The sequence below is a fragment of the Spirosoma agri genome, assembly GCF_010747415.1.
GTDB lineage: Bacteria > Bacteroidota > Bacteroidia > Cytophagales > Spirosomataceae > Spirosoma > Spirosoma agri.
On record NZ_JAAGNZ010000004.1, the window covers coordinates 143,394 to 170,337 of the forward strand.

Sequence of the window (26,944 nt, forward strand, 5' to 3'; positions counted from 1 at the left end):
CTTATTCCTTGAACGACCCAGGCGACGGTTCAACGTCGATGAGCTGTCTGCCTCCTCTGCGCCCGTGGCCATTTTGGGGAAAGTAAATCACGCCGTTATTGAACCCGAATTATCTGAACGCCCAGCACCGGACGACCATCGGCCGTAACACCTTGTATCACCACGCGCAACGTTCGCACTACGTCGGACAGCGGAAAACGTAACTGGCTGCGCCCCTGACTGTCGGTTTGCATGATTGGCTTCCAGTACAGAACATCCCGGTAATCGACGGGGCCAGAAATGGTGCTGGCGGTTCCCTCCGCATCGTAACGGGGCACATAAAATTCGCGCTGCACAGAGGGGTAGCTAATAAGTTGAATCGGCGTCATTCCCCCCTGGGCTTTGGTACTTCCCGGCATGGACCGTGCAGTTTTAGAGTAAAAAGCAATCACGCCGTTCCCTCCGCGAGCCCCGTATATCCCAGTCGTAGCCGCATTTTTCAATACTTCGATCCGGTCAATATCTCGTGGATTGAAGGTCATCAGCGCGATTCCGTCAGGGTCCTGAATGGGCACGCCATCCATCAGATATAAGGGCTGTGTACCACTTTTGAAACTACTCACCCCGCGGATCAATACCTGATAGTCACCCTTCTTAACACCACCTGGGGGTGCGATACTTCGCGAAACCGTAACGCCCGCTAGTCGGCCCTGCATCATTTCGTACAGATTGGCGTAGGGGGGCGACTTCTCATCGAACACCAGAACGGCATCGGCCTCATTATGCAAGCTTCTCATCTGAATATCATCAGGTCTTCCCTCGTATTTACGCGCCCGAACCGTCACTTCATTCAGCACTTTTGCCAGTTTATCGCGGTACAAATCGGCGTTTGCTTCCTGCCGAATGCGGGCCGCTTCCAGTTGATTTCGCAGCGTCGCCCTGTTTGGCGCAACCGGTAGCTGACCCGATTCCCATCGGTTGCCGGGCGCGTCCAGAACCAGATGAGCCTCCATTGGCGGAATGTTTTTTAGTTGGCGATCCGTGATTCGCGTCAGTAACCGTACCGTATCCGTAATGGCCATCCCCCCCAGCCGAAAGCGACCCCGTTCGTCAGCGCCTGCCGATTTTACAAACGATTGCCCCGGTCCTGTCGATGCCACGATCAGCTGCGCGCCGGGTATTGGATCATTTTTCGCCGTCAATATGCGGCCCCTGAGCGATACACCACCGAGCCGTTCCGTTTCGGGCGTGCCACTGACCCGTCGCCAGCCCTGTGTCAGCAACAGGTCGTCCAGTGCCTGACGAGTTTTGGCCGTGCGGTAAGCGACGTATTGATTGGGGTTTTCGATACGGCCCCGAAGCTCACCCGTTAGCAACAAATGGGCCGGCAACCTAGCCTCGGTGGTATCATCTGGCACTTTGTCCGCATCGGTAATCGACGCCGATAAAGCGGCTGACGCCGGTACTCCATTATCGTTCAGATTAACGCTCAGGATAACCTGTTCGCGGGGCTGATACCGGGTTTTGTTGACACCCAGCAGCACCCGTACCGGCGTTATGAATTCGGGCACAAAAACCAACCGCTCGGCTTGCGGCCTGGCGCTGGCATCGTAAAGCGTGATTTGTGCCAAACCCGGTAACCACGTCGTCATGGGCAAGCTTAGCTTCGCTACCCCATTTTGCAGGAGAATTTTTCGCTGATCGACCACGCGACCGTGCTGCTGAATCAGGATATACACCGAGTCGCTAACGGCCCGATTCGCGCTAAGTATGGTCAACGCCAGGCGGGTGGTATCGCTCATCGCATCGGCCGAAAGCAACAGCCCCTCCGTTTCGGGTTTGGGCAACTGAACGTGTTGCGGCTGGTTGTTGTAGGTTACGTCGGCGTAATACGTGCGCTGCGGTTTTGGCTCCGTCGACACGCTGGTCATCCCCTGGTGATTGGTCTTGAAACGAATGACTTCTGCGCCCAAATCGTCGACAATACGTCCCATGACGGGTAAGCCATGCCCATCGGGATGCACAATTTTTATACCCAGACGTGCGGGCAATCCCGTAATCCAGCGACCACCTTCCGGTAAAACCTGAATGTCTATTGGTTGAGGAACCGAATCACTGCGTATGGCTACCTCGTTGCGAAACAGGTTGTAGATCGCCACTGACCGTTCGAAAGCAGGGCGTAACTGGGCATCATCGTCGTCGGTGTAGGCGCGAAGGCAATACGTTCCCGTCGTTAAGGTATCTGACAGGCGGAAGTTACCCTCACCACGTCCGTCAACGATACGTACCCACTGGTGTTGCACGAGTCGGCCTGCCGCAGAAAGCAGATCGACATGAACAGCCGTTTCGCCACTGGCCTGCTGATCGTTGACCGCGTCCAGCAGATACGTACTCATCCAGAGTCGATCGCCAGTGGCATAAACGGGTTTATCGATGTGCACGAACAACGTGGGAGCCAGCCATTTAAATCGTTCGCTGAAGGCCGTGCTGATCCGTCCCAGGCGGGCATCGGTTGGGGCGAGTTTCCCCTGTAGGGCTACTGGACCGCTTGTCGATATGTCATTCTCATTGCCTTTGGGTTTCCAGTCGGCGGGTAACATTGTCGATAGCCGGTCGTCGCCCATCGAGCCTTTTACTTCCATCCCTTCCGGCAACGTAATGACTCCATCTACAGTCAGTTGCAGCTGACCGGACGGAAGTTTCATTTCTGAATAGGCGTACCGTGCGTCGGGATAGGGTGAGAAATTCGAGATTGCCTTCGTATAGAATACGATCAGTTTCATGGGTGAAACCAATCGGCGTTCGGTTGATAGCCGACCGGGTTGAATCAGCGCAGAAGCCTGAATCGGGATCAGGCGTTTGTAATCGCTCACCGCAGCCGCCAGCGTAATCGACCGCTTCTCCAGAGACATTATTTTGGTAACATCTTCTTGATAAACCAGAAAACCGGCCTGTTCGAACGTTTTATTGGTCAGGCTAGCCAGTAGATGGCGAACAGATCCATTATAGGCGGTCAGCCGGTTACGTCGGAATCGGTTGGCTTGCCGTTCATTCTCGGGTTTTAGTTCGTCAAAACGGGCCGTACCCGCATAAAACACCTCACCCGACGCAGTCGCATCGAAATGTTGTAAATCGTAGATCAGTCGATACCCCAGTGCCTGATTATCAATAATTAGTGGCTCACTAGCCGTCGCATAAAGATGGTCTTTATCGTCATTGAAACTGAGCACTTCGCTGTTCACAAGCAGACACTGTCCGCCAAAGGGTTCGCCGAAGAGTTGCTTGGTAAACTGACGCAGGTTACGCTCCCAGCGCTTCGGATTACCGCGTACGGTTACGGCATCCAGCGTTTGCTCACTCGGTTTCAGGCGAAAATTCACCTTCTGCGGTGCCGTATTATCGAATCTTATTGTTTGCCTGGCAGACTGGTAACCAACGAATGAAGCGGCTATTTCGACCGTACCCAAAGGCACACCGGCCAACGTATAATAGCCCTTCTCATCCGTGATTGCCCCCCGCGTTGATCTATTTACATAGACGTTCGCAAACGGCATGGGTTTTCCCGTTGTGGCATCCGTTACGTAGCCGGTCAGTAGGGCTGTCGTCTGCCCATAGGTCAGTAGGGACGATCCCAGCAGCAGAACCGCCGTAATCCAGCCGACGAAGAACCAGCAACGCATAGTTAGTCAATTACCTGTTCTAAAAAGAACTTCGCGACGTACTTATACCCATAAACGTATGCTACTGGAATAGCCTGTCAACTCAGCAAAGAATATTGTTTAGTCAATCGCCCCATTCAAGAAGCGGATATGGTAGAGCCAACCAGTACTACCCTACTGTGTCTCATTTGGGAGCATTTTCGTGAGATTATATAATCGTCAACTACTAGTTCAAAATGAGTGCTTAAGTGGTATCCATCCATTGACATTATGATCGACACAACTCAAGTAAAGGACGCTCTAAACGCCAGAGGTGACTGGTTCGTTTTTGTTTTGAACAGCTTACTAAACGACTGGAGATGTTCAAATCCCAATTCGTAGGCAATTTCACTGATGCTCAACTCGCTGGTTGATAGTTTTTCTTTCGCTTTTTCGATCAGCTTTTCGTGGATGTGCTGTTGGGTATTTTGGCCGGTCAATACTTTTAGCGAACTGCTTAAATATTTGGGAGACAAGTTTAACGTTTCGGCGATATGGCCCACCGTTGGCAGTCCTTTGGCCAGTAGATCACCATCACCAAAATAATCATCTAACAATTTTTCCAACCGTTCTAGTATCTGATGACTGGATTTCTCCCGGGTGATAAACTGCCGATGGTAAAATCTGTCGGCGTAAGTAAGCAGGGTTTCAAGGTGCGAAACGATAATGGGTTTACTAAACGTATCGATCGTTGCCTGGTACTCCTGCTGAATCGTTTTCATGATGTCCACTAGTAAGGCCTCTTCTTTTTCGGATAGAAACAAGGCTTCGTTGACCGAGTAGTCCCAAAAGTCATAGTGTTTAATAGTTGTGGCTACGGGGGTATTCCACAGAAAATCCGGGTGGATGAGCAGCATCCATCCGGATTGTTTGAGTTGTGTAGCCTGTTTATCAACCAAGAGGCTTAACACCTGGTTAGGCGATATAAATGTCAAAATACCCTCGTCATAATCATAGGTTTGCTGCCCGTACTTCAATTTAACTTCATGGACATTGCCCACCCGTTTGAGGGCAATGCAATAAAAATCACAAACCCATGTGGCCGGTTCAATCAGGTTTAAACTGTCAACTGATGCCAATTCGAGCACACTGATTAAGGGGTGCTCGGGTTTGGGCAGCTGTCTGAACTGCAAAAATTCGCTGATGGTTTTAAACCGCTTCATGGGGTTCGTTTTCTTGTCTTATCTCAAGAACAATTTTGCCACGCACGTGTTTGGTTTCGCTTTGGCGATGGGCATCTGCCACTTGTTGCAACGGGTATACCTTGCTCACCACCGCTCTTACTTTACCCTCGTTGATCAGCCTGGTAGTGCCGCTCAGGGATGACGTATAGGTTATACTACCTCCACCAACCAGGGTTCCGGTGGCGTTCTTTTGGGCGAGTGCATTCAGAAAATCGTCCGTAAGTGGTTGATCCAGATGGGTACAGACATAGATGCCTCCCTCCTTTATAACGTCCACCGACCTCAACCGGATACTCTCATCGCGAACAGGCGACGCGTTGAAGACGACGTCTATATCGCGTAGCAGCTCGTCAAAACGCTCGGTGTTATAATCGATCACCTCGTCGGCCCCCAACTCGTTTAAAAAATCCACATTGTGGGCAGATGCGGTTCCGATCACATAGCCACCCATTGCTTTGGCAAACTGCACCGCCAAATTGCCCACACCACCGGCTGCCCCGTGAATCAGTACCCGCTGTCCCCGTTGTACCTTACCTAACTCCACAATGCCATTCCAGGCAATAAGGGCACAGGAAGGAAGGGCCCCAGCCTCGTTAAAGGTGATCTGGTCCGGCATTAACGAAAACTGGTTTGCCTTGGCGGCAATATATTCAGCATAACTTCCATCGCCTGGGAAATTTGGGACGCCGTAGACGTTGTCCCCTTTTTTAAATTCAGTTACCTGATTACCAGTTTCCTCCACAATACCTGCGGCATCCAGACCCAGACCCAAGGGTAAGGTAAGGAAAGGCCGTATCAACTCATTTCCGCCTTCGCGGAAAATGTAATCGGCGGGGTTAACGCTGCTGGCGTACATTTTTACTAAAATCTCATCAGCGGCCGGAACGGGACGTTCTATTTCGACCAGTTTCATTACCTCGGGTCCGCCAAACTCATACACTCGAATCGCTTTCATAGTTCTGTTTTTGTTCATGCAAAGGTCTGCACGCCCGGCAAAACAGATTTAGCCGAAATACCCTTTATCTTAGCCAAAAATCAGATAAACTTCACGGCGTTAAGCCGATGCTCAACTGGTGAGGGGTTTTACAAACTCTCTCGGCCTATTACTCACGAAACGCCCGTGGCTGTTGCACAACTCTACCTGTGCACAAAATGGCTAATGGTTTGAGTTTTTGTATCTTCAACTATGCAAGGTAGAAAACGCGATAAGGAAAAACTCATCACCCATTTCCAACTTTCCAGCCGCATTCCAAAGGACAATTTCTATCGTCGGCTGAAGGGGACGCTCGACTTGACATTCCTCTATGAATGTACCAAAGACTGCTATGGCTCAACAGGCAATCCATCAATTGACCCCATAGTGTTCCGCTCCGGCGGCCCGGTTCAAGTTTATGCTCATTGGCTATCTGGAGAATATCACTTCAGACAGAAAGCTGATTGAGCATTGTTCCGTGCGCCCGCGACGGCGTACCGTTGGATATGCTGTATTTCCTGGGCTACAACATCGACGAGTCACTTCCTTGGCACTCCACCCTGAGCCGGACCCGCCAGCTTTATCCAGAAGCACTTTTTGAATTACTATTTGATAAAGTATTCAGCCTATGTGTGGCCCACAACATGACCCTCCGCGGCTGCGGTAGCTGGTCGCCGGGTAGCCATCGACTCAGCCCCTGTCAAAGCGAACGCGTCGATGGAAACACTCTTGGAAAAACAGCCCCAGCGACCTGGGCCCAAGTTACTACCCCAAGCTGAAGATCGAAATGAGTCAGTAGATTCGCCCCCGAAACTCAGCCCCCGTCAGGCAGCCTCGGTAATCACGGCTGCTGATCATCAGTTAAGGAGACTGGCTAAGCGCCAGCAGAATTTGCAAAGCCCACTACTCTGGGGGCTGGTAACGAAAAGGCAAAGCTACTGAGCAACCGCAACGGCGGACCGTAAAACCCATTACAGCCCTAGCGACCCCGATGCTCGCATTTCTATCAAGCCGGGTAAAGCCCGCAAACTCAACTACAATTGCAGTCTAGCAGTTGATACGGCCGAAGGCGTCATTAGTCATGTGCAGGCCGATTTTGCCGATGGTCGAGACAGCCTGTGCTTGCCTGATATTACGCTGAAACTTCAGAAACGATTGGGCGCCAATGAACTGCGCTTCGAAGAGGTACTGGCTGATACGGGGTACTCCAATGGCGGTAACTACGCCTTGCTGGAGGGGTGGAAAATTACGGACGGTCCGCCGTTGCGGATGGATACCTGTTTTTGGCAAGTACAAGCCACAGATCGAAGGCTTTCCTTGTGAACCCAAAGAAGATCTCTTTACCTGCTCACAGGGGAAGCGTTTGCCTTTTAAGACGTTCGACAAAAACGCGGACGGAGGCTTATCGAAGGTGTATCGAGCAGCTTACCAAGACTGCCAACAGTGTCCCCTCAAACCCACATGTGTTCCTAACAGCCAATGCCGCCAGATTATTCGTTCGGCCTATGATCCACCCTATCGACGAGCTCTGGAGCACCAGCAAAGTCGGCGAGGCAAACGCATGAAGCGGTTACGATGTGCGACGATAGAACCAGCCTTAGGCAGTTTGGTCGACTACTATGGGTTACGAAAGATAAATGTACGCGGCAAAGCTGGGGCTCATAAAGTGATGCTGATGGCGGCTATCGCCTTCAACCTGAAGAAGTATATGAAATTTACCACCAAGTCCACTCTGGGCCAGGCCATAGCCCTAAAGGTGGAATGGTCATTGTCTTCTCAAGACACTTTTCTGGGCGTTGGCGTGCTTTTTCTCAACTAAGAAGGCAGACGATGCTAGAAAATCTTATTCGCCAGTTCAGACGCTGAACAATCAATGTATAAAGCGGAGTTGTGCAACAGCCACGGGCGTTTACTTGAACGTCTCGTTTTAAGTACGATCAACGACTATCCGTTGCGTATGTCCCAGCAAAAGCGAGAAGCGGCACCGCTCATCTGCGACACAACCGCAGGGGCCATCGTGGCGCGGCTGTGCCACGGTGGCCGCCTTTTCAGAAAATTGGCCCAACTTAACAGGAAGCCAAGACACGGAACGCTGCTCTCGGTTCGTTCGATGGTGTTGAGCATTCGCCGAGACGGTGGGCTAGTCTATCGGAATGTTTAAGCTTGTCGTTTTGTCACGACAACCTATTCGTGCCCGTTTAGTACTACCACCACTTTTTCCCGTAATTTTGGGCTGAAACCCTACTCCGTTACTATTTTTTATGATCGGTTCGCTACGCTGCGCGATTATCGAAGATGAGCCTTTAGCTCAACAACTACTCGAGAAATATGTCCGGCGTGTTCCCTCGCTTGATCTTGTGGCTACCTTCGACGATGCCATTACGGCGTTCGAGCAACTGCCCGCCATGCAGCCCGAGGTTATTTTCCTGGATATCAACATGCCCGAAATGACGGGGCTGGAGTTTTTACAGGCTTACCCTTTGCCCCATCCCCTCGTGGTGATGACAACGGCTAATCCCCATCATGCCCTGGAAGGGTTTGAGCTGGGCGTCGTTGATTACCTGCTCAAACCCATTGCCTTCGACCGCTTTCTCAAAGCCATCGGTCGGGTCAAGGAACGGATGCCTAAAACGGCTCCGGCCCCGGTAGCCAACAATCCGTTGTCTGATGAAGCCAGAACACGTTCTAACGCTGGGTCGATAGCCATTGACTCACCGACAGCCGACTTTATCTACCTCAAGACCGACAAGAAACTCGAGCAGATTCACCTCAATGAGCTGGTCTACGCCGAAGCCCTGGGCGATTATATCAAGGTCTTTCTGCCGGATCGGTTCGTGGTCACCCATTTAACAATGACCAAACTAGCCGAAACCCTGCCCCCGGACCGCTTTCTGCGGATCAACCGGTCGTTCATCATCCAGCTCCGCCACGTAAAAGTCCTGGAGGGTAACTCGGTGCTGTTGTCGACCGGTGACAATCTGGTGATTGGACCCAGCTACCGCGATGCCGTTAAAGAGCGCATCCGGCGGGAACAGATCGGCTAACAACCAGCGACTAGCGCATCCGGCTCTTTTCATCGTCGTTACCTAACGTCCCTTGCCGGGCCGTTTTGACGGTCTTCTTGCCGAAATTATAGCTGAACGATACTTTAACGCGCTGGCTGTCATTGTAGCTCCGCATGGTGAAGTTCACCTGCCCGTAGGCCGATTCCAGCCGGCTGGTCATGGTCCGGAACACATCGCTTACCTCGATCCGGAGGTTCGCCTGTTTGGCCAGCAGGGATTTCGTTACGCTCATCGATACGCCCCCAAATCCTTTCTGGGTGAACAGCCCCGACCGGGCGGGCGACATGTAGTGTGCCGTCAGTTCGTATTTCCAGTCGCGGGGCAGGGAGATAATGTTCGAGGACGTAGCCATCACCCACAGGCCGGTTGATTGGTAGCGGCTCAGTTCGTTAACGGGGCTACTGGTGTAATTGCCCATGCCCATCAGCGTGGTATTCGTCTGCCAGCTTTTCGTTACGTTTTTGGCGTAGGTTGCTCCCACGTAAAAGTCGTTGCCGTTCCGCAGGTTGTCCATCACCTGGGTGTACACGAACGTAGCCGGATCAGCCCGTAACACGGTGGTCATCTGATCGCGGATGTACGAATAGTTCGCGAACAGGTTCAGGCTGCCAAGCGAATAAAACGCGTCCAGCGTATGGGCAAACGATGGGCGAATCAGCGGGTTTCCTTCGATGATCGTGTAGGGGTCGATCAGGTTGCGGTAGGGAACCAGGCTGCCCAGGCTGGGACGGCTTACTTTCCGGCTGACCGTAACACCCCACGAGCGTCCGTTCGGCAAGCTTCGGTTCAGACCCATGCTTGGAAAGAGTCCGGCGTAACTACGGGCCAGCGCCGATTGAGTCAGGTGCTGCTCGGTACGTTCTACCCGTAAGCCACCCTGCCACGACCAGCCTTTACCAAACGAGCGGCTCAGGTTCGAGTAAGCGGCATAGGTATGCTCCTGGTAGAGCCCCGACTGGCTAAACGCCGGATCGAACTGGTACTGACCGTTGACAAAATTATCCTGCTGAAGCGTGTTGTCAGTCTGGATGAACACATACTTCGTGCCTACGTCCAATCGCCACTTGCTGCCCAGTACGGGGGTACCATAATCCAGCTGACCAATCAGGTTTCGTTGCTGATTCGGGTTCAGGATACGGAGCTGAGTCACCGGGCCGTTTGCTGTCTCATCTAACCCAATTCGCTGATAGCTAATGAATTGTGACGCGTCTTTATCGACCATCGACTCGGTCACGAGGACGGTCAGCTCTTTGTTCTTATTCGGACCGAACGTTGCTTTGTAGCTTAGGTTCATGTCGTACACGCCAGCCTGATCCAGCCCCCTGTTCTCGGTGCGGATGGTCGAGTCAGCCAATGGCGCAACCATCGATCGGGTACGGGTATCCGTATTTTTGTTGTCCCGGCGCCAGTTGCCGTTCAGGCGCAGGCTCAGTACGTGCTGGGGATCGAAGGCATAATCGAGGCTCAGGTTGGTCGCCAGCGAGCGGTAGGTATTCAGGGTAAGCAACCGGTTTTGCTGCGTAGCACCGGGGAAGGTTCGGTTCAGGTCCTGTGTCGAATACGACGTGGAAGGAAGGGTTGCATTCAGGCTACCGAATACCGTCCACTTACCCTGCCGATACGTCAGTGATCCGTTGGCCGACGAGCGGCTGTACTGGCCCTGCGAGTAGCTCAGCGTCGAGCGGCCATTGATACCCTGCTCACGGCTCTTTTTGGTGATGATGTTGATCACCCCGTCCACGGTGGCGTCGTAGCGGGCCGATGGGTTGGTGATGACTTCGATCCGGAGAATATCTTCCGCCGAGAACGTTTGCAGAAAGCTGGCCAGACTGCCCTGCCCCATCTGCCGCCCATCGACCAGCAACAGGACGTTGGATTTGTTGCCGATGCTGATCGTTCCGCCGTCGTAGCGAACGCGGGGGATGTAACGAAGCAGATCTTCCGCTTTATTGCCCCGCGTAATAACGCTGCCTTCTACGTTAAGAACGAGCCGGTCGGCCTGCTGGCTAACCAGTGATGGCTGCGCCTTTACGGTGACTTCGGTTAAGTTTTTGGCACTGGCGTCGACGGTCAACACGCCCAGATCAACGGCTGGCGTCTCGGCCGTTAAGGTGATCAAGGACGAGTAGCGGTCGCTGTAGCCAACCGCGCTGATCCGGGTGCGGTAGGTCCCCGACGCGAGTTTGTCCATCCTGAAACGCCCGTCCTCGCCGGTAATCGCTCCTTTAACGATTGACGAGTCAGCCGATCGCAGCAAGGCTACGCTGGCGTACAGCATGGGTTGATTGGCGGTATCGGTAACCCGGCCCGTTAGCTGGTGCTGGGCGATCGCTGGTAGTGAGACGAGAAGAAAAAAGAAGGCAAGACGGGCGTTCATGGGATGATTTGCGTTGCGTGATTGATGATGCAAACCTAGCCCTGCCCCGTCGGTAGCCCCAGTTAATTCGGTGAACCCGCCGTTGTTTTCGACCAAGTCTCTCCGCTCCTATTCATCGAAAAAATGGGCACTTTGGTCGAAAAATGGGTCATCAATCAGAGAAACACACGAAGTTTGACGGATGAAACTGTCCCTGGTTCAATTCCCCTTTCTCACCGGCTCAGCCCGTCGGCTACTGGCGCACGCCATTGTTATCCTTGCCTTATATGTATTGGTGAGCGCCGATGGACTAACGGTAAGCTTAAGTTACCGCTACGGTGATACCGGGCAGTGGTTCACGTACGGGCAGTTTCTTGTGCAGCTGGGTATTTACTATGGCTGGGGCTACTGGCTTTTCCCCCGTTTTCTGTATCGATTCAGGCCGCTTCCCTTGCTGGCCCTTATTCTCCTGACGTACACGGGCGTTTATCTGGCCAACTACGCTGGCTTTAGCTGGCTTCATCAGACCGTCGGCTTTCCCGACCATGGCCTGCTGGCGGTACCCCGCGCCAACGTCTGGTCGGATCTATCGCTTATGTGGCACCGCATGGAACAGCATGGACCGCTGGGCCTTTTCACCAACGTTTCCTTATTCGGCTGGAATTTTCTGCTGTCGTTTACCTATCCAGCGCTGCTGCTGGCCTTTAAAGCGCTGTACGACAACATGACCTCCCAGATCAGCAACGCGCAACTCAAACAGCAAAATATGCAGCTCGAACTGGGCTACCTGAAAAGCCAGATTAACCCGCATTTTTTGTTTAACGTGCTCAATAGCGTGTACGCCCTGACGGAAGAGGATTGCCCCCCAGCGGCCCAACTAGTCCATCAGTTGTCCGGCCTGATGCAATATACCCTGTACGAAACCGCCGAACCCACCGTGCCGCTGCAAAAGGAACTTCAGTTTATCCGGGATTATATCGCCCTGGAAAAGACCCGGACGGGCAAACGCGTTGATCTCCAGATATGCCTTCCCGAAACCGTCGACGACAGCGTTCACATTGTGCCTTTCCTGCTGATTCCTTTCGTGGAGAACGCCTTCAAGCACGGCGTTCAACGGAGTGCGCGTAAATCCTGGATCAAGCTAGCGGTCGTGGTCGATAACGCGGGCCTGCGATTAACCATCAGCAACAGCAAACCCGTTGCGCCAGAAGCCAGCATTGGCGGGTTGGGGCTGGTCAACGTCCGGAAGCGGCTGGCTTTACTGTACCCCGGTCATGTTCTTCAGGTAGTAAACGAGCCGGACTGCTACCAGGTCGATCTGGCTCTCCCGTTTGACGCCGTTAGGTAAGCCAACGAGCTGGAAACGATGGGTTATCGATCAGCTGGCTGCTACGTTCTAGCTCAACGTACTGTTCACCTGGGAAGTGACGGAGGCCCTCCCACTAGCGGGCTCTGACGCATTTTGTGAGGCTTGCCTTCAAAAATCTCGTTCCGGTAGCTTAGTAGCCCTACTTACTTCCACTACGACAACGTACGTAAGAGCCCGTTTGTGGCAAGGGGTCAACTATCGCGCCAAAGTTCCTGTGTGAGACAACTCAACCTTCATTTATCTGCTTCGAGAAATGGGGCGTTTGATTGGACGGCATATTTTACTACTTGTCAACTAGTGTACGTAGCGTACGGGCAAACCAAGCTGACCTATTCCGTCCCGTCAACCGGGTCGTTTTGGCAATAGCAAGATGTGTGTTGATCCGGACAAAAACCGCCTGCGCAGGGCGGGGAATAGCCCGTCGGTGTTGCGCTATCGAGTCTACTTCTGCCAGAGTCGATCCAGGTTTTATCCAAGCCAACAACGACACTTAACCGATCCCTAGCTCCGGCGTTTATTCGCTAAGGTAGGACCAAAATGGTTCTTCGGTGGGTGTTTCGGTTAGTGGTTGCAGTATCGAGTAACTCATCGAGCTTAGCAGTACCCAGTCCTGCTAAAACGAATGGGTTGATGTGTTGTACTTTTCATGAAGCACTTACCAAATAAATCACTGGGTGGGTGAAATCTGCCTATATGTCATAGGGCATTGACTTAAACTTGCCCTCGCATTGGACACTATGCCCTATCCCCGACAATGATACCCGGTATTGACTCCCTTTTATAACCAACTGATCTCTTTACGACGTATTCTTTACCTTCTTCTACCCGCTACACCCAATTCTCCCATGCCACCCTCTGAGGTGCGAATGGCGGCTTCAATTCCCGAACTCCTGTCTTTGATTCACGCATAATACCTACTCTATTTTCTTATCGCTATACTTATTAACTCTACTTGTTTGTCTACTTGGGCCCTTGATCGGGCTCACTGGCTTACCCGGCGGCTGTGGTCGGGGGGATACGTTGTTCTCATGGTACTAGTGCTGGGTGGCTTCGGCCCCGCCCAGGCCCAGACCGGCACCACCGTGGCGGGGGGAAATGGACAAGGGCCAGCCGTTAATCAACTGAATTTTCCCAGCGGGATATTTGTGGATGGGGTGGGTACTGTGTATGTGGCTGATACAGGTAACGACGTCAATTCTCAGGAGGCAGTTGGTAAAGCAGCTCAGGAGGTTTTTCCCAGTCTTGAGCCAGGTTGGGTCGACACGTACCAGCAGTCCCTAGATAGTGGGCAGACCATTCGCGTTGAGCAGTTCGTTCCGGGGCTGGACCGATGGTTCGAAGTGACGGCCTTCTTTGATGGCAATGACCAGTTTGTGGCTCATTACGAAGACATCACGGCCCGCAGACAGACTCAAAAATCCCAGCAACACAGCACCCGCCTACAACTAGCCCTGGATGTTGCCCAACTGGGCACCCAGAGATGGAACCTGCTCACCAATGAGGGCTACCTCGATAGTCGGGGAGCTGAGTTAATCGGTAAGGCCACCGGTTATCAACCCAACGTAGCCCAGGCCCAGATCGCCAGCATCCATCCCGACCAAAGCGTCCACCATATTCGCTCCCGGTTCTATGTGGTAGCCGATCTGACAGGACGCCCCGTGAAACTGATGAGGACAAACCTGGACGTAACAGCTGAATATGAGCTGACGACAGCACTACGCCAAAGCCAGGAGAAGCAAGCATTTTGCTAGCCCTGAGTAATGCGCTACACGCCCCGGCGAATCCAATCGGGATTGAAACGATCGCTGTCCGGTTGCTGGAGGAATACCTGGGTATCACCCAGATTCAGTTTGGCCAAATGATCGGGCAAGAGGTGATCATTCACCGGGCTATGGCAGCCATCAGCCACTCAGAAAAGATCCGTTTCGCTCCATGACCTTGGATGTAGAATCGCCAGTGCCCAACCAAGCTGGTCAGGTGCAGGTAGTTGCCGATGTGGCCATGGATCCCATCCATACACTGTCCGAAAGGGAGACGCGGCAAGCCGCTCAGATTGGAGCCTATATAAACGTTCTGCTGGTTAAGCAACAGCAGTGGGTCATCACCTTGAGGGTGCATAGTATCCAGGCACGCTCCTGGACTTCGTCTGAGGTTGAACTGGTTTAGGAGCACCTGGGCGTCTCTGGAACGGGCCCGCACCCAGAAAGCCCTGAACCAAAGCGAGGAGCGGCTTCAGCAATTGTCGGCGTATTTGGAAAGTCAGGTGCAACAGCGCACGGGGGAGTTGGCGGCTGCTAACCACAAATTGGCGATCAATAACCAGGCTTTAGCAGAAGCCAATGACCTGCTGGTTCGCTCGAATGCGAATCTACAAACCTTTGCCTACATCGCCAGCCACGATTTGCAAGAGCCCCTGCGCAAAATTCCACAGTTCGGCGACCTCTTAAAAACGCGTTCCATGGACTCAACCAGCGAGGCATTCGTGTATCTGGAGCGGATGCAGACGGCGGCCTCTCGGATGTCGACGCTGATTCGAGACCTGCTGAATTACTTCCCGTATTTCCACCTAACGGGACGAGAGTGTCCCCTTTTCACTCCAGACCATTGTCGCCACATCGTCTCTGTCTATCGATAAATCATAGCCGTGAAACAAAACGCTTTCTTCATCACTAGTATCTGTTAGTATAATAGCCTATCGTATTCCCCTACCCAATTAACTCGGATAAGGTAAACCGTGATTAAAACAACGCAGTCTTTTTCATCTATCTTATCCTATGCGTAGTAAATAAGTGAACATCGAGGCCGACTTGAGAAAGACAGTACTTCGTTAATATTGCGTCTGTCATGTCGAGTGATCGATTAAAACAGACAATGGTTAACTTGTTCTAATTCAAATAATTATCTTAAATTTTGGAATTGCCAGTGTCATAAAGCGAAAAATGATTTGCTTTTTTGTTATCGTGTATACTATATTTACGACAACAAAAAAGCAAATCATGAGACAACTAACCTTTGCGTCATTGCAAGTCAACGATCTGGAAGCATCAACAGAGTTCTATCAACAAAAATTAGGCTTTAACGTGGCCGACCTCAGCCCACAAGCCTGCGTATTTACCTACAATCAAGGGCAAGCCAGTTTCGCTATTCGCACCCCGCTTGAACCACTGGAAGGACGAGAGTTGGGGATTGGCGTAGCCATCTGGTTTGCGGTTGACAAAAATGTAGATGAATTGAAAGCCGAGTTCATGGCTAACGGGGTAACCACCGCCGGTCCAGTTATCCAAACCCCTTTCGGCAGAGCATTCCATGTCAAAGACATTGACGGCTATAAGCTCACGTTTTTAGAGACTAACTGAATTAAATTACTCACTGTTAGCCAGTTGGATCGTACGAACAACAAACTATTAATTACTGGAGCCACTGGCGACAGTAGTCAGTCTGCTGAAACAAAAAGTAGCCATTGAAAACTTGGCCGTTTTGGTGCGGGAAGAAAAAAAATGTATTGGCAGAACAGTATAAGCACGAAGGAATTGCCGTGAAGATAGGCGAGCCAACCCAGCCAGCTTGCTGAACGCTTTTCAGGGCATTGACGTGTTGACGATGATCAACGGCTTCGACTTCATCGAAACGTAGTGGAAGCTGCTCAACGGGCCCATGTCAGGCACATCATCTATACGAGTTCCGTATGGCGAAACGAAACCGATTCCCCCCTTGGCAACGCCAGTTGGTTCGCATCGACAAACGGAAGACAGCATCAAAGCATCTGGCATTACCTACACGCTATTGAAGCATAATTTATACGCCGAAGTCATCCCAATGCTGATCGGTGACAGGGATCAACTCCTGAAAACAAAAATGATTTATTTGCCCACGGCCGATGGATCGGTTTCATTTGCCCCTAAAGACGATTTGGCCGAAGTCATGATTCTGCTCAATCGTCAGCGATACAAAAACCGAACATTAGCGTTTTAGGGCCGTGAACAACTAACTTTTGCCGCCCTTGCGGAACGACTTGGGGCGATTGTCAACGAACCGATTCCGTACATTTCGCCGGATGCGGCTATCTTTGAAAACCAAATGAATCGGGTTTGTTTGCCCCATCCGGTTGTTGACATACTGAAGACCTTTCGTGTGGCTATTGCCCAAGGCGAGTTCGAGCAGCGTGTTGGGTAGACTGCAAAAAGATGGCCTTGCATCGCCTAAAACCTTAGCTTACAGTACTTAACTAGTAAGTTGTCTGAATTGATCAGCGTGTTGATGGCACCGATTTATCCGCTCTAAATGACTGTCATTAGCAATTGCTATATACACTACTCTGTTTAACGATCCCTATGGCCCACGATATTGAGTTCCATTTTAAAAGTACTGCCGATAGCCCCGGGTATCTGCTTGGTCAGTTGACCATGCTTTGGCAACGCAAGCAGAAGCGGGTACTTGACCCCCTGGATTTGACCCAAACCCAATTGGTGTTACTGGCGGCCCTGGGCTGGCTCTCCCGCACCAGCGACGCGGTGACCCAGGTTGACATTGCCAACCAGAGCAACGCGGACCGGATGATGGTGTCCAAAGTTTTACGCACGCTGGAAGAGAAAGGGTTTATCAGTCGACAAGAGCACCCCACCGACACCCGAGCCAAAATCATTACGCTGACGGATAGCGGTGCGGCCGTTCTGCAGGAAGCGCTGAAAGCGGTCGAAGAGGCCGACATCGCTTTTTTTTCGCTGTCGGAAGCGGCACTCACCGGTTTCAACCAAACCATGGTATCGCTGATCAATCAAAACAAGAATGCCTGACCGTAGGCAAAGCAGCCCGCTCACCAATCGCTTCTCCTTGAGACAAAAGAACTTTACCTGTCCCTAAATGAGCGTTTACAGGTAGACAAGAAACCGAAGATGGCTCTCGGGAATCCCTCCGCTGCGTTTATCGAAGCCAACAACCAGCGGGTAAAGTTACTGTAAACCCAACACTAAGTTACTTTCTACTAGCGCAACGACAAACCGTTTCATTAACTGACGGACAGGTATCGTCCATTTGATTCGTGCACTTTTGGCAACAACAAAAGTAATTTAGACTACGTCGGATGAAATCGTAGTATCGAATTTTGTCTCATCGAAATAAGCGCAGTATCCACTGGATAAAACCAGTACGGCCACAGCTAAATTTATCAGCACAGTGACAACGATGAAAGCAATCAGAATTGACCAGTATGGCGATGAGCGCGTCCTTCAAGTGGTTGAGGTAGCCAAGCCCGAACCCGCCAGCGACCAGGTATTGATCAAGGTTTATGCAGCTGGCGTGAATCCGTTAGATTGGAAAATTCGCGACGGGGCAGGAGCGCGCTTTGGCATGAGTCTACCTATTTTCCTGGGCAGCGAAATTGCGGGCGTAGTGGAAAAGGTAGGCCAGGAAGTTATCGGTCTGAGCGTAGGCGATGAAGTTTATGGCATGGTCAAAGCAGGCGGATACGCCGAATACGCGCTGGCAAACGCTAACGAGGTAGCGCCGAAACCGGCCACCATTGACTTCCTCCACGCGGTCGCCGTTCCCCTGGCCGGGCTCACCGCCTGGCAAGCCATGTTTAATGAAGGAAAACTTGGGGCGGGACAGAAAATCCTGATCACTGCTGCTGCCGGCGGGGTGGGCTCGCTGGCCGTCCAATTGGCCAAAGCAAAAGGGGCTATTGTAACCGGCATGGCTTCGGGTGAGAATGAAACATTCGTGCGGGCATTAGGAGCCGACGTGTTTGTCGATTACACCAAACAACCCTTTGACGAGGTGGTTACGAACATGGATGTGGTGTTCGATGCGGTCGGTGGAGACACGTTCGAGCGCGCTTTTAAGTGCCTCAAAAAGAAAGGAATTATTGTCACATCCGTTGCTTTTCCAGCCGCTGGGCAAGGCGAAGCCTATGACGTTCGTGTCGCGCGCGTACTGTGTAAACCAGACCGAGATGAGCTTGACCAGATCAGTCAACTCGTGCTAGACGGCAAGCTTCAACCCCACGTGTCGCACATTTTCCCGCTCGAGCAGGTAGGTATGGCCCACCAGCTGTCTAAACAAGGACGCACCAGAGGAAAAATTATCCTGCAACTCAGTGCCCGCTACTAGACTACCAGCTACCTCAACTAGCGTTGACTAAACCAAGGGCCGTACTCAACCGATAAGCTTAGTACGGCCCACAGGCACTCCCCCGAATTATTTCACATACGCATTCCCTGATTAATTTACTATGGCTATTCTTCAACGCATCAGAACCATCAGTGAATTTCACCAACTGCGAGGTCTGCCCCCACCGGAACACCCACTTATCAGCATCGTTGATTTCAAAGCTGTTCAGCGGTCGCCGGACATGAACCAAGTCAATTGGGTGCTGGATTTTTACCAGATTTCCCTCAAACGGGGCGTGGGTGCCAAGCTTAAATACGGCCAGCAATCCTATGACTTTGACGAAGGTGTCCTGTTTTTTATTGCCCCTGGCCAGGTATTCCGAATTGAAGTCGATGTAGCCCCTACAAGTCCGCGTTCGGGCTGGATGCTGCTGATCCATCCCGACTTTTTATGGAATAGCCCACTAGCTAAAACCATCCGGAAATACGACTACTTTGATTATTCGGTCAACGAAGCCCTATTTTTGTCTAGTAAGGAAGAGACCATACTCAATAGTATACTTGAGACCATTCAGCTAGAGTATCAGGCCCGCATTGACAAGTTTAGTCAGGGTATTATCCACTCCCAGATTGAAACGCTATTAGGGTACGGCGAGCGGTTTTACCATCGTCAGTTCATTACCCGCCAGATCACCAATCACGCGCTTCTGGACCGATTGAATGGGGTGTTGACGAATTACCTGAGTAATCAGCAGGGACTTCGAACCGGGTTACCCACGGTTGATTATTTAGCGGAAGCGCTGGATGTTTCCCCCCGGTATTTGAGCAGCCTACTCAAAGTACTGACCGGACAAACGGCCCAGCAGCACATCCACGACAGACAAATTGGTTGGGCCAAAGAGCAGTTATCCACGACGGAACGATCGGTTGGCGAAATTGCCTATGATTTAGGCTTTGAGCATCCCCAATCGTTCAGTAAATTTTTTAAAGCCAAGACCAATCTGTCACCGGTAGCCTTCCGGCAATCATTCACCGACAATTGATGGAGAATGCTGCCGTAATTAGTGAAGATGACTCAACCGGCCCCTGTCTAAACTTTTCCCCGTTTTGTTACCATCGGTAGGAGTCAATTTATGGTTTGTCGGCTAGTTTATAAAAAGCCAGTCAAGTAGGGGTGAGTCAATAGTTTTAGTGATCTGTTTAGATAAACTTGACTTTACTGATCTATCAAAACGGATTTATTTGCGGACTATGGAGGCTTTAGAGTCGTTAAAAGGAACTGAATTCTGGCCTGACAAAAAGCTGTGGACCGATTCGATCTTATTCTTTGAAACATCGGATGCCAGATCATAGCCCGACTATTTTCGGTGGTGGTTGCGCAATTATGCGGAACAAGGCATTTTGAAGACAGCCAGTGGACTTATTCTGGGAAGGCCTGATAACAACGACTATGTCAACGAGTATACTGAGGAATTGCTAAAGGTGTTACGCGAAGAGAATTTGACGGATATGCCTGTAATCACGGAAATGGACTTTGGCCACACCTGCCCCGTTTTCACCATTCCTTACGGATCAATGGCCCAAATTGATTGCACTACCCGTACATTTAGTCTGTTAGAACGTGGTGTTTACGATTAGAGCGTCGACACGTTGAAGGGCATCTGCTATGAGATTACACCGCATTTGTTAACCGCAACCTAATGGACTAAAGCCTCTTTGCTGAGACGACTATAGCTTTATGTACTGAATCCGCAAACGAGCGTTTAGAGAAACGCGAAAACCCTGTCCGTTTTTGCACGGGCATTTGTCCGCTTCTGGACATATTATCACCGACAGTAGACGCATAGTAGCCCGTTCAAGCTAATTGAGCCATTTTTGAAAATTTGGTCAGGTATTTGTACGGCAAAAGCTATACTAATGATACAAACACCCACTGACCGACACTTTTGGTTATGAAACGAGTCTTTTTGGGAGAATTGGAGGAAGTTGTCTTGCTGACGGTGGCCGCACTACAGGAGTCTGCCTACTGTGCTTCGATCACCCAAACGATTGACCAGCAAATGGGCCGAAGCATCAGCTTTCCTACGGTCCACACTACGTTACAACGGTTGGAAGAAAAAGGATTTGTCGCTTCGCAGATGGGCGGGGCGACCGCCGAGCGGGGTGGTCGCCAAAAGCGCCTGTTCACCGTCACCGCGGCTGGCCAGCGGGCCTTGATCGAGTGTCGACAGGTTCGGGCCCAGCTATGGGATCAGATTCCAACCCCAATCCTACAGCTATGGGGCGTTTAACCAACCATAAGAGAGGCCATTCAAAACCGCTGGAGAACCGACCATCGGCCCGGCGACCCCCACGCTGGGCTAGCTGGTTATTGAACCAATTCAGCCCGCCCGGATCAGCGGATGAGCTACAGGGGGACCTGCTTGAAATGTACGCCTACTGGCTGAAAACCAGTGGTGTACGGGCCGCTCGTTGGCGGTATGGGTTAGCGGTCGTCCGACTGATTCGGCCCTTCACCAGCTCCGTGATCAAACGATCGCGTACCTATCCTCAACAGCCAGCCCAACCATCGGAAGGCCGCTGGGTCGACGTTCGCATTACCGCTAGTTTACAACCAGTTATGATTCGCAACTACGTCAAAATCGCCTGGCGAACGGTGGCCAGAAATAAAGTCTATTCGGCCATCAACATGGGCGGACTTGCCCTGGGTATGGCCGTAGCTATCTTTACGGGCCTGTGGATTCGGGATGAACTTACATTCGATCGGTCGTTCGCCCACCATGACCGACTGGGGCAGGTTATCATGTACCAGACCTTCAGCGGACAACGCGAACCCCAGGATGGTCTGCCGCTGGGTCTGGCTGACGCTCTCAGGGCAGACTATCCTGACCTGAAAGAAGTGGCAGCCTCCTCGTGGGATGATGAGCGTATTTTAGCGTACGGCGACCAGAAAATCGCACGGCACGGAAATGCCGTTGAGCCTCAGTTTACGCGCATGTTTTCCCTGAAAATGCGTCAGGGTGTGCAGGACGGCCTACAGAACGTTCGATCCATCATGTTGTCGGCCTCTACCGCAACGGCGCTGTTTGGCCAGGTCAACCCCGTTGGTAAGCTGGTTCGGATTGATGGTAAAAATGACCTGGTAGTAACTGGGGTGTATGAAGACCTGCCCGCCAATACGTCTTTCTACACGCAGTTCAAGCAGTTGCAATTCCTGACACCACTGGCCTATTACGCCACAGAAAACGAGTGGGTTGGAGCGAGCCGAACGGATTGGGCTAATAACGCCTGGCTTATTTTTGTTCAACTGCACGATAAAGCCCGTTTCGACGCGGTCTCATCGAAGATCAAGCGGGTGGTGGCCAACCGACGAGGGGTTGATGGCAAGCCTTTCCAGCCGGAGCTTACCCTGATGCCTATGAGCGACTGGCACCTTCGATCGCTGTTCGATCAGGCAGGGGGGCAGATTCAGTTGGTATGGCTGTTTGGACTCATCGGTGGGTTCGTATTGGTGCTGGCCTGTATTAATTTTGTCAACCTCAGCACCGCCCGCGCCGGGAAACGAGCCAAAGAGGTCGGTATCCGCAAAGCTGTCGGCAGTCAGCGCGGGCAGCTGGCGGGTCAATTTCTGACGGAGTCGCTGCTGATGGTCGTGCTGGCGTTCGGGTTGAGTTTGCTGGTGGTATGGGCGTCGCTGCCGTGGTTCAATACGCTGGCCGACAAGTCCGTTCGGCTGCCCTGGAATGCGGGTTGGTTCTGGTTGATTTGTTTACTGTTCATGGGCGGCACGACTCTGCTGGCGGGCAGTTATCCCGCTTTCGTTCTGTCGTCTTTTCAGCCGGTTCGGGTGCTAAAAGGTCGCCTGAGCTTACCCAAGACCCGCTGGGTGATATCCCCGCGCAAGGGGCTGGTCGTGGTGCAGTTTACGGTGTCAGTGGCGCTCATGATCGGCACGCTGGTGGTCTATCGACAGATTCAGTTTGCCAACAACCGCCCCATCGGGTATAACCGGTCGGGCTTGATCGATCTGGCCATGAACACTCCCGAACTTTACCATAACTACAATCGGCTACGGGCTGAACTGCTGGCGACCGGGGCGGTGCTAAACATGGCGGAGTCACTGAGTCCTCTCACCGCCGTTTGGTCGAACACCTACATGTACGAATGGCCGGATAAAGCACCGACTAAAAAACCGATCATTGGGCGGGTGGGCGTCACCCACGACTTCGGTAAAACCGTGGGGTTTCAGGTAGTATCCGGGCGCGACTTTTCCCGTACCTATCGTTCGGATTCCAACGGTGTTATTTTGAACGAGTCAGCGGTGAAAGTGATGGGCCTGAGCAAGCCTATCGGTGCGCTCATCCGGGAGCAGGGGCAACCACCCCGGCATGTGGTGGGCGTTGTGAAAGACCTGCTGATGCAATCGCCCTACAACCCCGTGATGCCTACCGTATTTCAGTTAAGCTATACGATGGTGAGTACGATTACCTTCCGGCTTAATCCCACCGTAGCCACTGCCGATGCGCTAAAACAGGTGACGGCCGTTTTCAATCAACTGAATCCCAATGCCCCCTTCGACTACCGCTTTGTGGACGATACATTTGCCCAGAAGTTCAAGACCGAAGCTCGTATCGGCCGTCTGGCTTTGGTGCTGGCTATTCTGGCTATTTTTATCTCCTGCTTAGGGTTATTCGGGCTGGCTTCCTTCACCGCTGAGCAGCGTACCAAAGAAATTGGCGTGCGCAAAGTGTTGGGAGCCAGCGCGCTGCATCTGTGGGGGTTACTCTCCAGAGAGTTTGTTATACTGGTCACTATCGCATTTTTCGTGGCCACGCCGATTGCGTATTACGTTCTCTCTAACTGGCTTCAGCAGTACAGCTATCGCACAGCAATCTCCTGGTGGATTTTTGCGGTGTCGGGTGGGGGCGCGTTGGTAATTACCCTGCTAACGGTCAGTTCTCAGAGTGTAAAGGCCGTCTTGACGAACCCGGTCAAGAGCCTGCGCTCGGAATAAGCGGCTGTTTTGCTCTACTTCATACTTTGTTGGGGATATGGTCAATGACTTAACAGCATCAATTTAGCGTTGCTGTCCTGATCCGACGGGTCTAATTCCAGAGCCGTTTGGTAAGCCATAATCGCTTTACGTCGATTACCCTGCTTCTGATACAGATCTCCGTAACGAGCGTAGATAATGCTTTCTTTTGGGTACAGCTCTTTGGCCAGGGCCAGCACCTCCTCAGCAGCAGGTAAGTTGGCCGGTCGGTTACTGGTAAAATCATAGGCCAGATATGTGAGTTGATAGACATTGAGGTTCATTGCCCGATAACCTTCCATAGCCTCCTTGAAGCGCCCCAGGCGGACCAGTTCGTTAGGCAGATAAATCCCTTCCGCCAGTCGTGGCCAGGGTTTTTTGTTCCATTCCAAACGCAGTGAATCCGCTTTGCCTCGCGTGGCCCGACCAAGCGTGGCCCGACTAAAGTACGCTTTGGCGGTGTAGTCGGTCAATGCAATGGTGTCGCGGCCAACGGGTACACAAATGATATCGTTGCCGTTGTTGATGGTTTCAAGTAGCAGATCACCCGACCGCCGGATCGTTACCACCTCATCGGGGCCGCGCTGATATCGTCCGACATACGCATTCAGCAGCGAGTCGGGCAGGGATTTGGGCACGAGTGGTTGGGGTAGGAAACCCGGCCAGTCATATACCTGCGCCACGGCCCGACGAATCTCTTTACCAAGTTCGCTGGCACCGGCATTGTCGTTCATCATCACCACCACCCCGTTGCCCCCGACCACACTACCCAGCGCGTAGGCAAGGTAGCCGGCATTGGTCCCGGTATGTTCAAAATAACGACCTTGTTCAGTAGTGTTACCTTTCTGTTGCAGCAAGAAAGCGCCCAGACCAATCTCTTCGTTAATAAATCCGTCCGAAACCGGCGCTAATGGCGTCACCATTGCCTTCATCGACGCCTGACTCAGCAGTTTACCCCTACCCCGGTAGCTGTTTTGAAGATCAATGATGAGTTTGGCCAGATCGGTTGGGGTACAGTGCAAGCCAGCCGCGGCCTGTTGCGGATACAGGTATGGCATTCCCTTAAACCAGCCATTGGGCGAGTAGGCCCACGCCAACCGGGTCGCCAGCGGGGGGGGTAGCGGTTGGGCAAACGAGGCTCCCCTCATGGCAAGGGGACGAAAAATCAGTTCATCAGCGAGGCTGGCAAAGTCTTTCCCCGTCACATCCATCATGGCCAGTTGGACGACCAGATAGCCTCCACCCGAGTAATTGAACCCCTTACCCGGCTCCCCGTTGACCACCACGGGCCGACTGTCAGTGCCGGGCTTGCCGGCGAGAATAGCGGGCACCGAGGGCAATGGATTTTTGTCGGGTGTAAACCCGAAATAAGCCGATTGACTCGTGCCACCCCGGTGACTCAGCAGCATTCGAAGGGTAACGGGCGTTTGGTGGGTTTTGTCGTTCTCACCCAGTTGCCATGATTTCAGGTAAGTATTGATGGGGACATCCAGCGTAAGTTGACCCTGTTCAACGAGTTTGAGCGCTACTACTGCCGCTACAAGTTTCGAGATTGACCCCGCCGAAAACAGCGTTTTGGTCGTTACAGGTAAATGAGCCGTAGTATCGGCCAGGCCGTACGACTTTGCCCAGTCAATTTTATAGTTGCGGATCACAACGATACTAACACCGGGGACTTTATAGAGCCGCATGCGATCCTGAAGGGTCCAACCCTTCAGTCCCACCACAGGAACGTAGGGAATCAGGCTGTTCTCCACGGCTGCGATACGATCCTGAACCCGTTTGGGTGGCTGCGCGAGGATGTTACAGGCTGAAAACAAACCATAAAGGACAAGACTGAAGAGACAAAGCCGGGACGATGTAGTTGCCATGATGGACCTGATTGATTGGTCAAAATTCGCCATTTTAGGTGGCTGCGTCGTCCCGAAGTGTGATTTGGGACATCTTTACGTACTCTTTTGGGGTATAGCCGGTCGTCTCCTTAAAGACTCGATTAAATGTTGTCTTCGACGCAAAGCCTGCCTCCAGAGCGATGCCCAGAATCGTAACCCGGTCAGCATCGCCCGCAGCCATGCGTCGTTTCACTTCTTCGATCCGGTAGGCATTGATCAACTCGTTGAACGACTGATTGAACCCGTTATTGATAATACGTGACACCACGTTAGGGGACTCTCCGATGTATTTGGCCAGTGCTGCCAGTGAGAGGTCAGGATCTTTATACAAGTGCTGCTGCTGAATGGCCCACAGCACCTGGTCACGCTGATGGGGCGTTACGGGCTGCTGGGTGAGTGTTGAGGATAGTCGCTCCGTTTTGCCAAACCGGCCATAGAGCAGCCCAATCAGAGCCAATGCGTAGACAAATAGGGGCAAAACTTGATAAGTCAGGTAAAACTTGGGCCAGTTGTCGGGCAAATAGGCGTGATTGAATAGCGGTTCAATGACCGCAATCACATAAAAAATACCCAGCCCGTTTAACAGAAGTCGTAACCACCGATCAGTGGCAAACGGGCGACTTCGGTAGATCGCATAGAGCAGTAAAGCGGAGGCTCCGTAATAGTCTATGTACCGGGTAAAGGGCTTATGCACATGAATCCAGAACCAGGCCTTATTGTCGAAGGGCTGAATGGTTAGGATCAAATAAAACAATCCCTGAATCAGCACCGGCATATACCACCACCATGGCCATGAGACCGCCTGCCCTGCCCGCGCCCGCACGTAGGTATAGAGCAACGGCCCAAAACTCCACGAGTAAAACAAAGGCAGAAAATACAACCACTTGTGCGTCCAATATACGCCTGATCGCGTCAGAAAATAATCGATAACCTGAAGCGTAAGTCCGGCCATAAGCCAGGCCAGCCACTTGTTCGCGGGAGACTCAGTTCGATAAAACAGCAGGGCCGTCGTTGTCAATCCCTGCACGATGCAGAAGAGATTGAACAGGTTACTCAGGTCTAAATAAACATTCACGGGGGCGGAATCGGCTAGCAAAGTGCTTAACAAAGCTAATGATTGGACCGATTGGCCGAGGTTGCCATATGCTGATTTATCTAAAGGGCAGTGGCAACTAAACCAAGTGCACTAATGGGGTTGGTGCCAAGTCGGCTTCAGAAACCGATTGTCAGCTAGCCAATCACCATCCGCTACGGCCAGGGGTTTATCGACAGCGAACCAGTCGCGTGGG

21 protein-coding genes and 1 pseudogene are annotated in these 26,944 nt (G+C 52.1%); 16 read left to right on the top strand and 6 right to left on the bottom strand.

Annotation, left to right across the window (positions count from 1 at the left end; genetic code table 11):
* Window positions 1–95 precede the first annotated feature (95 nt).
* From GK091_RS26160 to GK091_RS26170, 3 genes are all read right to left on the bottom strand, one after another.
* On the bottom strand, window positions 96–3,659 hold the full coding sequence (locus GK091_RS26160) for a carboxypeptidase-like regulatory domain-containing protein (RefSeq protein ID WP_164043692.1): 3,564 nt from the start codon (window positions 3,657–3,659) through the stop codon (window positions 96–98).
* A 263-nt stretch (window positions 3,660–3,922) separates the two neighbouring features.
* Window positions 3,923–4,840, bottom strand: coding sequence for a helix-turn-helix domain-containing protein (locus GK091_RS26165; protein WP_164043693.1), 918 nt, complete (start codon window positions 4,838–4,840; stop codon window positions 3,923–3,925).
* The gene (locus GK091_RS26170) at window positions 4,827–5,816 is read right to left on the bottom strand and encodes an NADP-dependent oxidoreductase (protein ID WP_164043694.1); all 990 of its coding nucleotides are present in this window, start codon (window positions 5,814–5,816) and stop codon (window positions 4,827–4,829) included. Before GK091_RS26170 ends, GK091_RS26165 begins: the two co-directional genes overlap by 14 nt.
* 231 nt (window positions 5,817–6,047) lie before the next feature.
* Between GK091_RS26170 and GK091_RS30220 the strand changes: the two are divergent.
* The 3 genes and pseudogenes from GK091_RS30220 to GK091_RS26185 all read left to right on the top strand — a co-directional run bounded on the left by GK091_RS30220 (window position 6,048) and on the right by GK091_RS26185 (window position 8,878).
* A pseudogene (locus GK091_RS30220) lies at window positions 6,048–7,653 on the top strand (IS1182 family transposase).
* Window positions 7,654–7,791: 138 nt separating this feature from the next.
* Window positions 7,792–7,995 (top strand): hypothetical protein, encoded by a 204-nt coding sequence (locus GK091_RS26180; RefSeq protein ID WP_164043695.1) that lies wholly within the window; start codon window positions 7,792–7,794, stop codon window positions 7,993–7,995.
* Window positions 7,996–8,095: 100 nt separating this feature from the next.
* Window positions 8,096–8,878, top strand: coding sequence for a LytR/AlgR family response regulator transcription factor (locus GK091_RS26185; RefSeq protein WP_164043696.1), 783 nt, complete (start codon window positions 8,096–8,098; stop codon window positions 8,876–8,878).
* Between the two features lie 10 nt (window positions 8,879–8,888).
* On the opposite strand, the gene GK091_RS26190 is transcribed toward GK091_RS26185, so the two are convergent.
* Window positions 8,889–11,276 (bottom strand): outer membrane beta-barrel protein, encoded by a 2,388-nt coding sequence (locus tag GK091_RS26190; protein WP_164043697.1) that lies wholly within the window; start codon window positions 11,274–11,276, stop codon window positions 8,889–8,891.
* Between the two features lie 181 nt (window positions 11,277–11,457).
* Between GK091_RS26190 and GK091_RS26195 the strand changes: the two genes are divergently transcribed.
* The 13 genes from GK091_RS26195 (at window position 11,458) to GK091_RS26255 (ending at window position 23,745) form a co-directional block, all read left to right on the top strand.
* On the top strand, window positions 11,458–12,603 hold the full coding sequence (locus GK091_RS26195) for a sensor histidine kinase (RefSeq protein ID WP_164043698.1): 1,146 nt from the start codon (window positions 11,458–11,460) through the stop codon (window positions 12,601–12,603).
* Between the two features lie 977 nt (window positions 12,604–13,580).
* Window positions 13,581–14,375, top strand: a complete 795-nt coding sequence (locus GK091_RS26200; RefSeq protein WP_164043699.1) for a nitrogen regulation protein NR(II) — start codon at window positions 13,581–13,583, stop codon at window positions 14,373–14,375.
* Window positions 14,369–14,560: a hypothetical protein gene (locus tag GK091_RS26205; RefSeq protein ID WP_164043700.1), complete on the top strand. Its 192-nt coding sequence runs from the start codon at window positions 14,369–14,371 to the stop codon at window positions 14,558–14,560. The genes GK091_RS26200 and GK091_RS26205 overlap by 7 nt, the downstream gene beginning before the upstream one ends.
* The gene (locus GK091_RS26210; RefSeq protein WP_164043701.1) at window positions 14,557–14,790 is read left to right on the top strand and encodes a hypothetical protein; all 234 of its coding nucleotides are present in this window, start codon (window positions 14,557–14,559) and stop codon (window positions 14,788–14,790) included. The genes GK091_RS26205 and GK091_RS26210 overlap by 4 nt, the downstream gene beginning before the upstream one ends.
* Window positions 14,777–15,259 carry a histidine kinase dimerization/phospho-acceptor domain-containing protein gene (locus GK091_RS29460; protein ID WP_212593009.1) on the top strand — a complete coding sequence of 161 codons (483 nt, stop codon included), beginning with the start codon at window positions 14,777–14,779 and terminating at the stop codon, window positions 15,257–15,259. Before GK091_RS26210 ends, GK091_RS29460 begins: the two co-directional genes overlap by 14 nt.
* A gap of 361 nt (window positions 15,260–15,620) precedes the next feature.
* Window positions 15,621–15,980, top strand: a complete 360-nt coding sequence (locus GK091_RS26220; RefSeq protein ID WP_164043702.1) for a VOC family protein — start codon at window positions 15,621–15,623, stop codon at window positions 15,978–15,980.
* Between the two features lie 298 nt (window positions 15,981–16,278).
* A complete protein-coding gene (locus GK091_RS26225; RefSeq protein ID WP_164043703.1) occupies window positions 16,279–16,596 on the top strand; it encodes a Rossmann-fold NAD(P)-binding domain-containing protein in 318 nt (105 codons plus the stop codon).
* Window positions 16,597–16,955: 359 nt separating this feature from the next.
* Window positions 16,956–17,417, top strand: coding sequence for a MarR family winged helix-turn-helix transcriptional regulator (locus GK091_RS26230; RefSeq protein WP_164043704.1), 462 nt, complete (start codon window positions 16,956–16,958; stop codon window positions 17,415–17,417).
* 388 nt (window positions 17,418–17,805) lie between these two features.
* Window positions 17,806–18,732 carry an NADP-dependent oxidoreductase gene (locus GK091_RS26235; protein WP_164043705.1) on the top strand — a complete coding sequence of 309 codons (927 nt, stop codon included), beginning with the start codon at window positions 17,806–17,808 and terminating at the stop codon, window positions 18,730–18,732.
* Between the two features lie 121 nt (window positions 18,733–18,853).
* Window positions 18,854–19,774, top strand: coding sequence for a helix-turn-helix domain-containing protein (locus tag GK091_RS26240; protein ID WP_164043706.1), 921 nt, complete (start codon window positions 18,854–18,856; stop codon window positions 19,772–19,774).
* A gap of 331 nt (window positions 19,775–20,105) precedes the next feature.
* On the top strand, window positions 20,106–20,369 hold the full coding sequence (locus GK091_RS30155; protein ID WP_394351902.1) for a hypothetical protein: 264 nt from the start codon (window positions 20,106–20,108) through the stop codon (window positions 20,367–20,369).
* A gap of 314 nt (window positions 20,370–20,683) precedes the next feature.
* Window positions 20,684–21,022, top strand: coding sequence for a PadR family transcriptional regulator (locus GK091_RS26250; RefSeq protein WP_164043707.1), 339 nt, complete (start codon window positions 20,684–20,686; stop codon window positions 21,020–21,022).
* Window positions 21,010–23,745 carry an ABC transporter permease gene (locus tag GK091_RS26255; RefSeq protein WP_164043708.1) on the top strand — a complete coding sequence of 912 codons (2,736 nt, stop codon included), beginning with the start codon at window positions 21,010–21,012 and terminating at the stop codon, window positions 23,743–23,745. Before GK091_RS26250 ends, GK091_RS26255 begins: the two co-directional genes overlap by 13 nt.
* 41 nt (window positions 23,746–23,786) lie before the next feature.
* On the opposite strand, the gene GK091_RS26260 is transcribed toward GK091_RS26255, so the two are convergent.
* Together GK091_RS26260 and GK091_RS26265 are read right to left on the bottom strand one after the other, a co-directional pair.
* Window positions 23,787–25,634, bottom strand: coding sequence for a serine hydrolase domain-containing protein (locus GK091_RS26260; RefSeq protein WP_164043709.1), 1,848 nt, complete (start codon window positions 25,632–25,634; stop codon window positions 23,787–23,789).
* Between the two features lie 34 nt (window positions 25,635–25,668).
* Window positions 25,669–26,730, bottom strand: coding sequence for a helix-turn-helix domain-containing protein (locus tag GK091_RS26265; RefSeq protein ID WP_164043710.1), 1,062 nt, complete (start codon window positions 26,728–26,730; stop codon window positions 25,669–25,671).
* Between the last annotated feature and the right edge of the window lie 214 nt (window positions 26,731–26,944).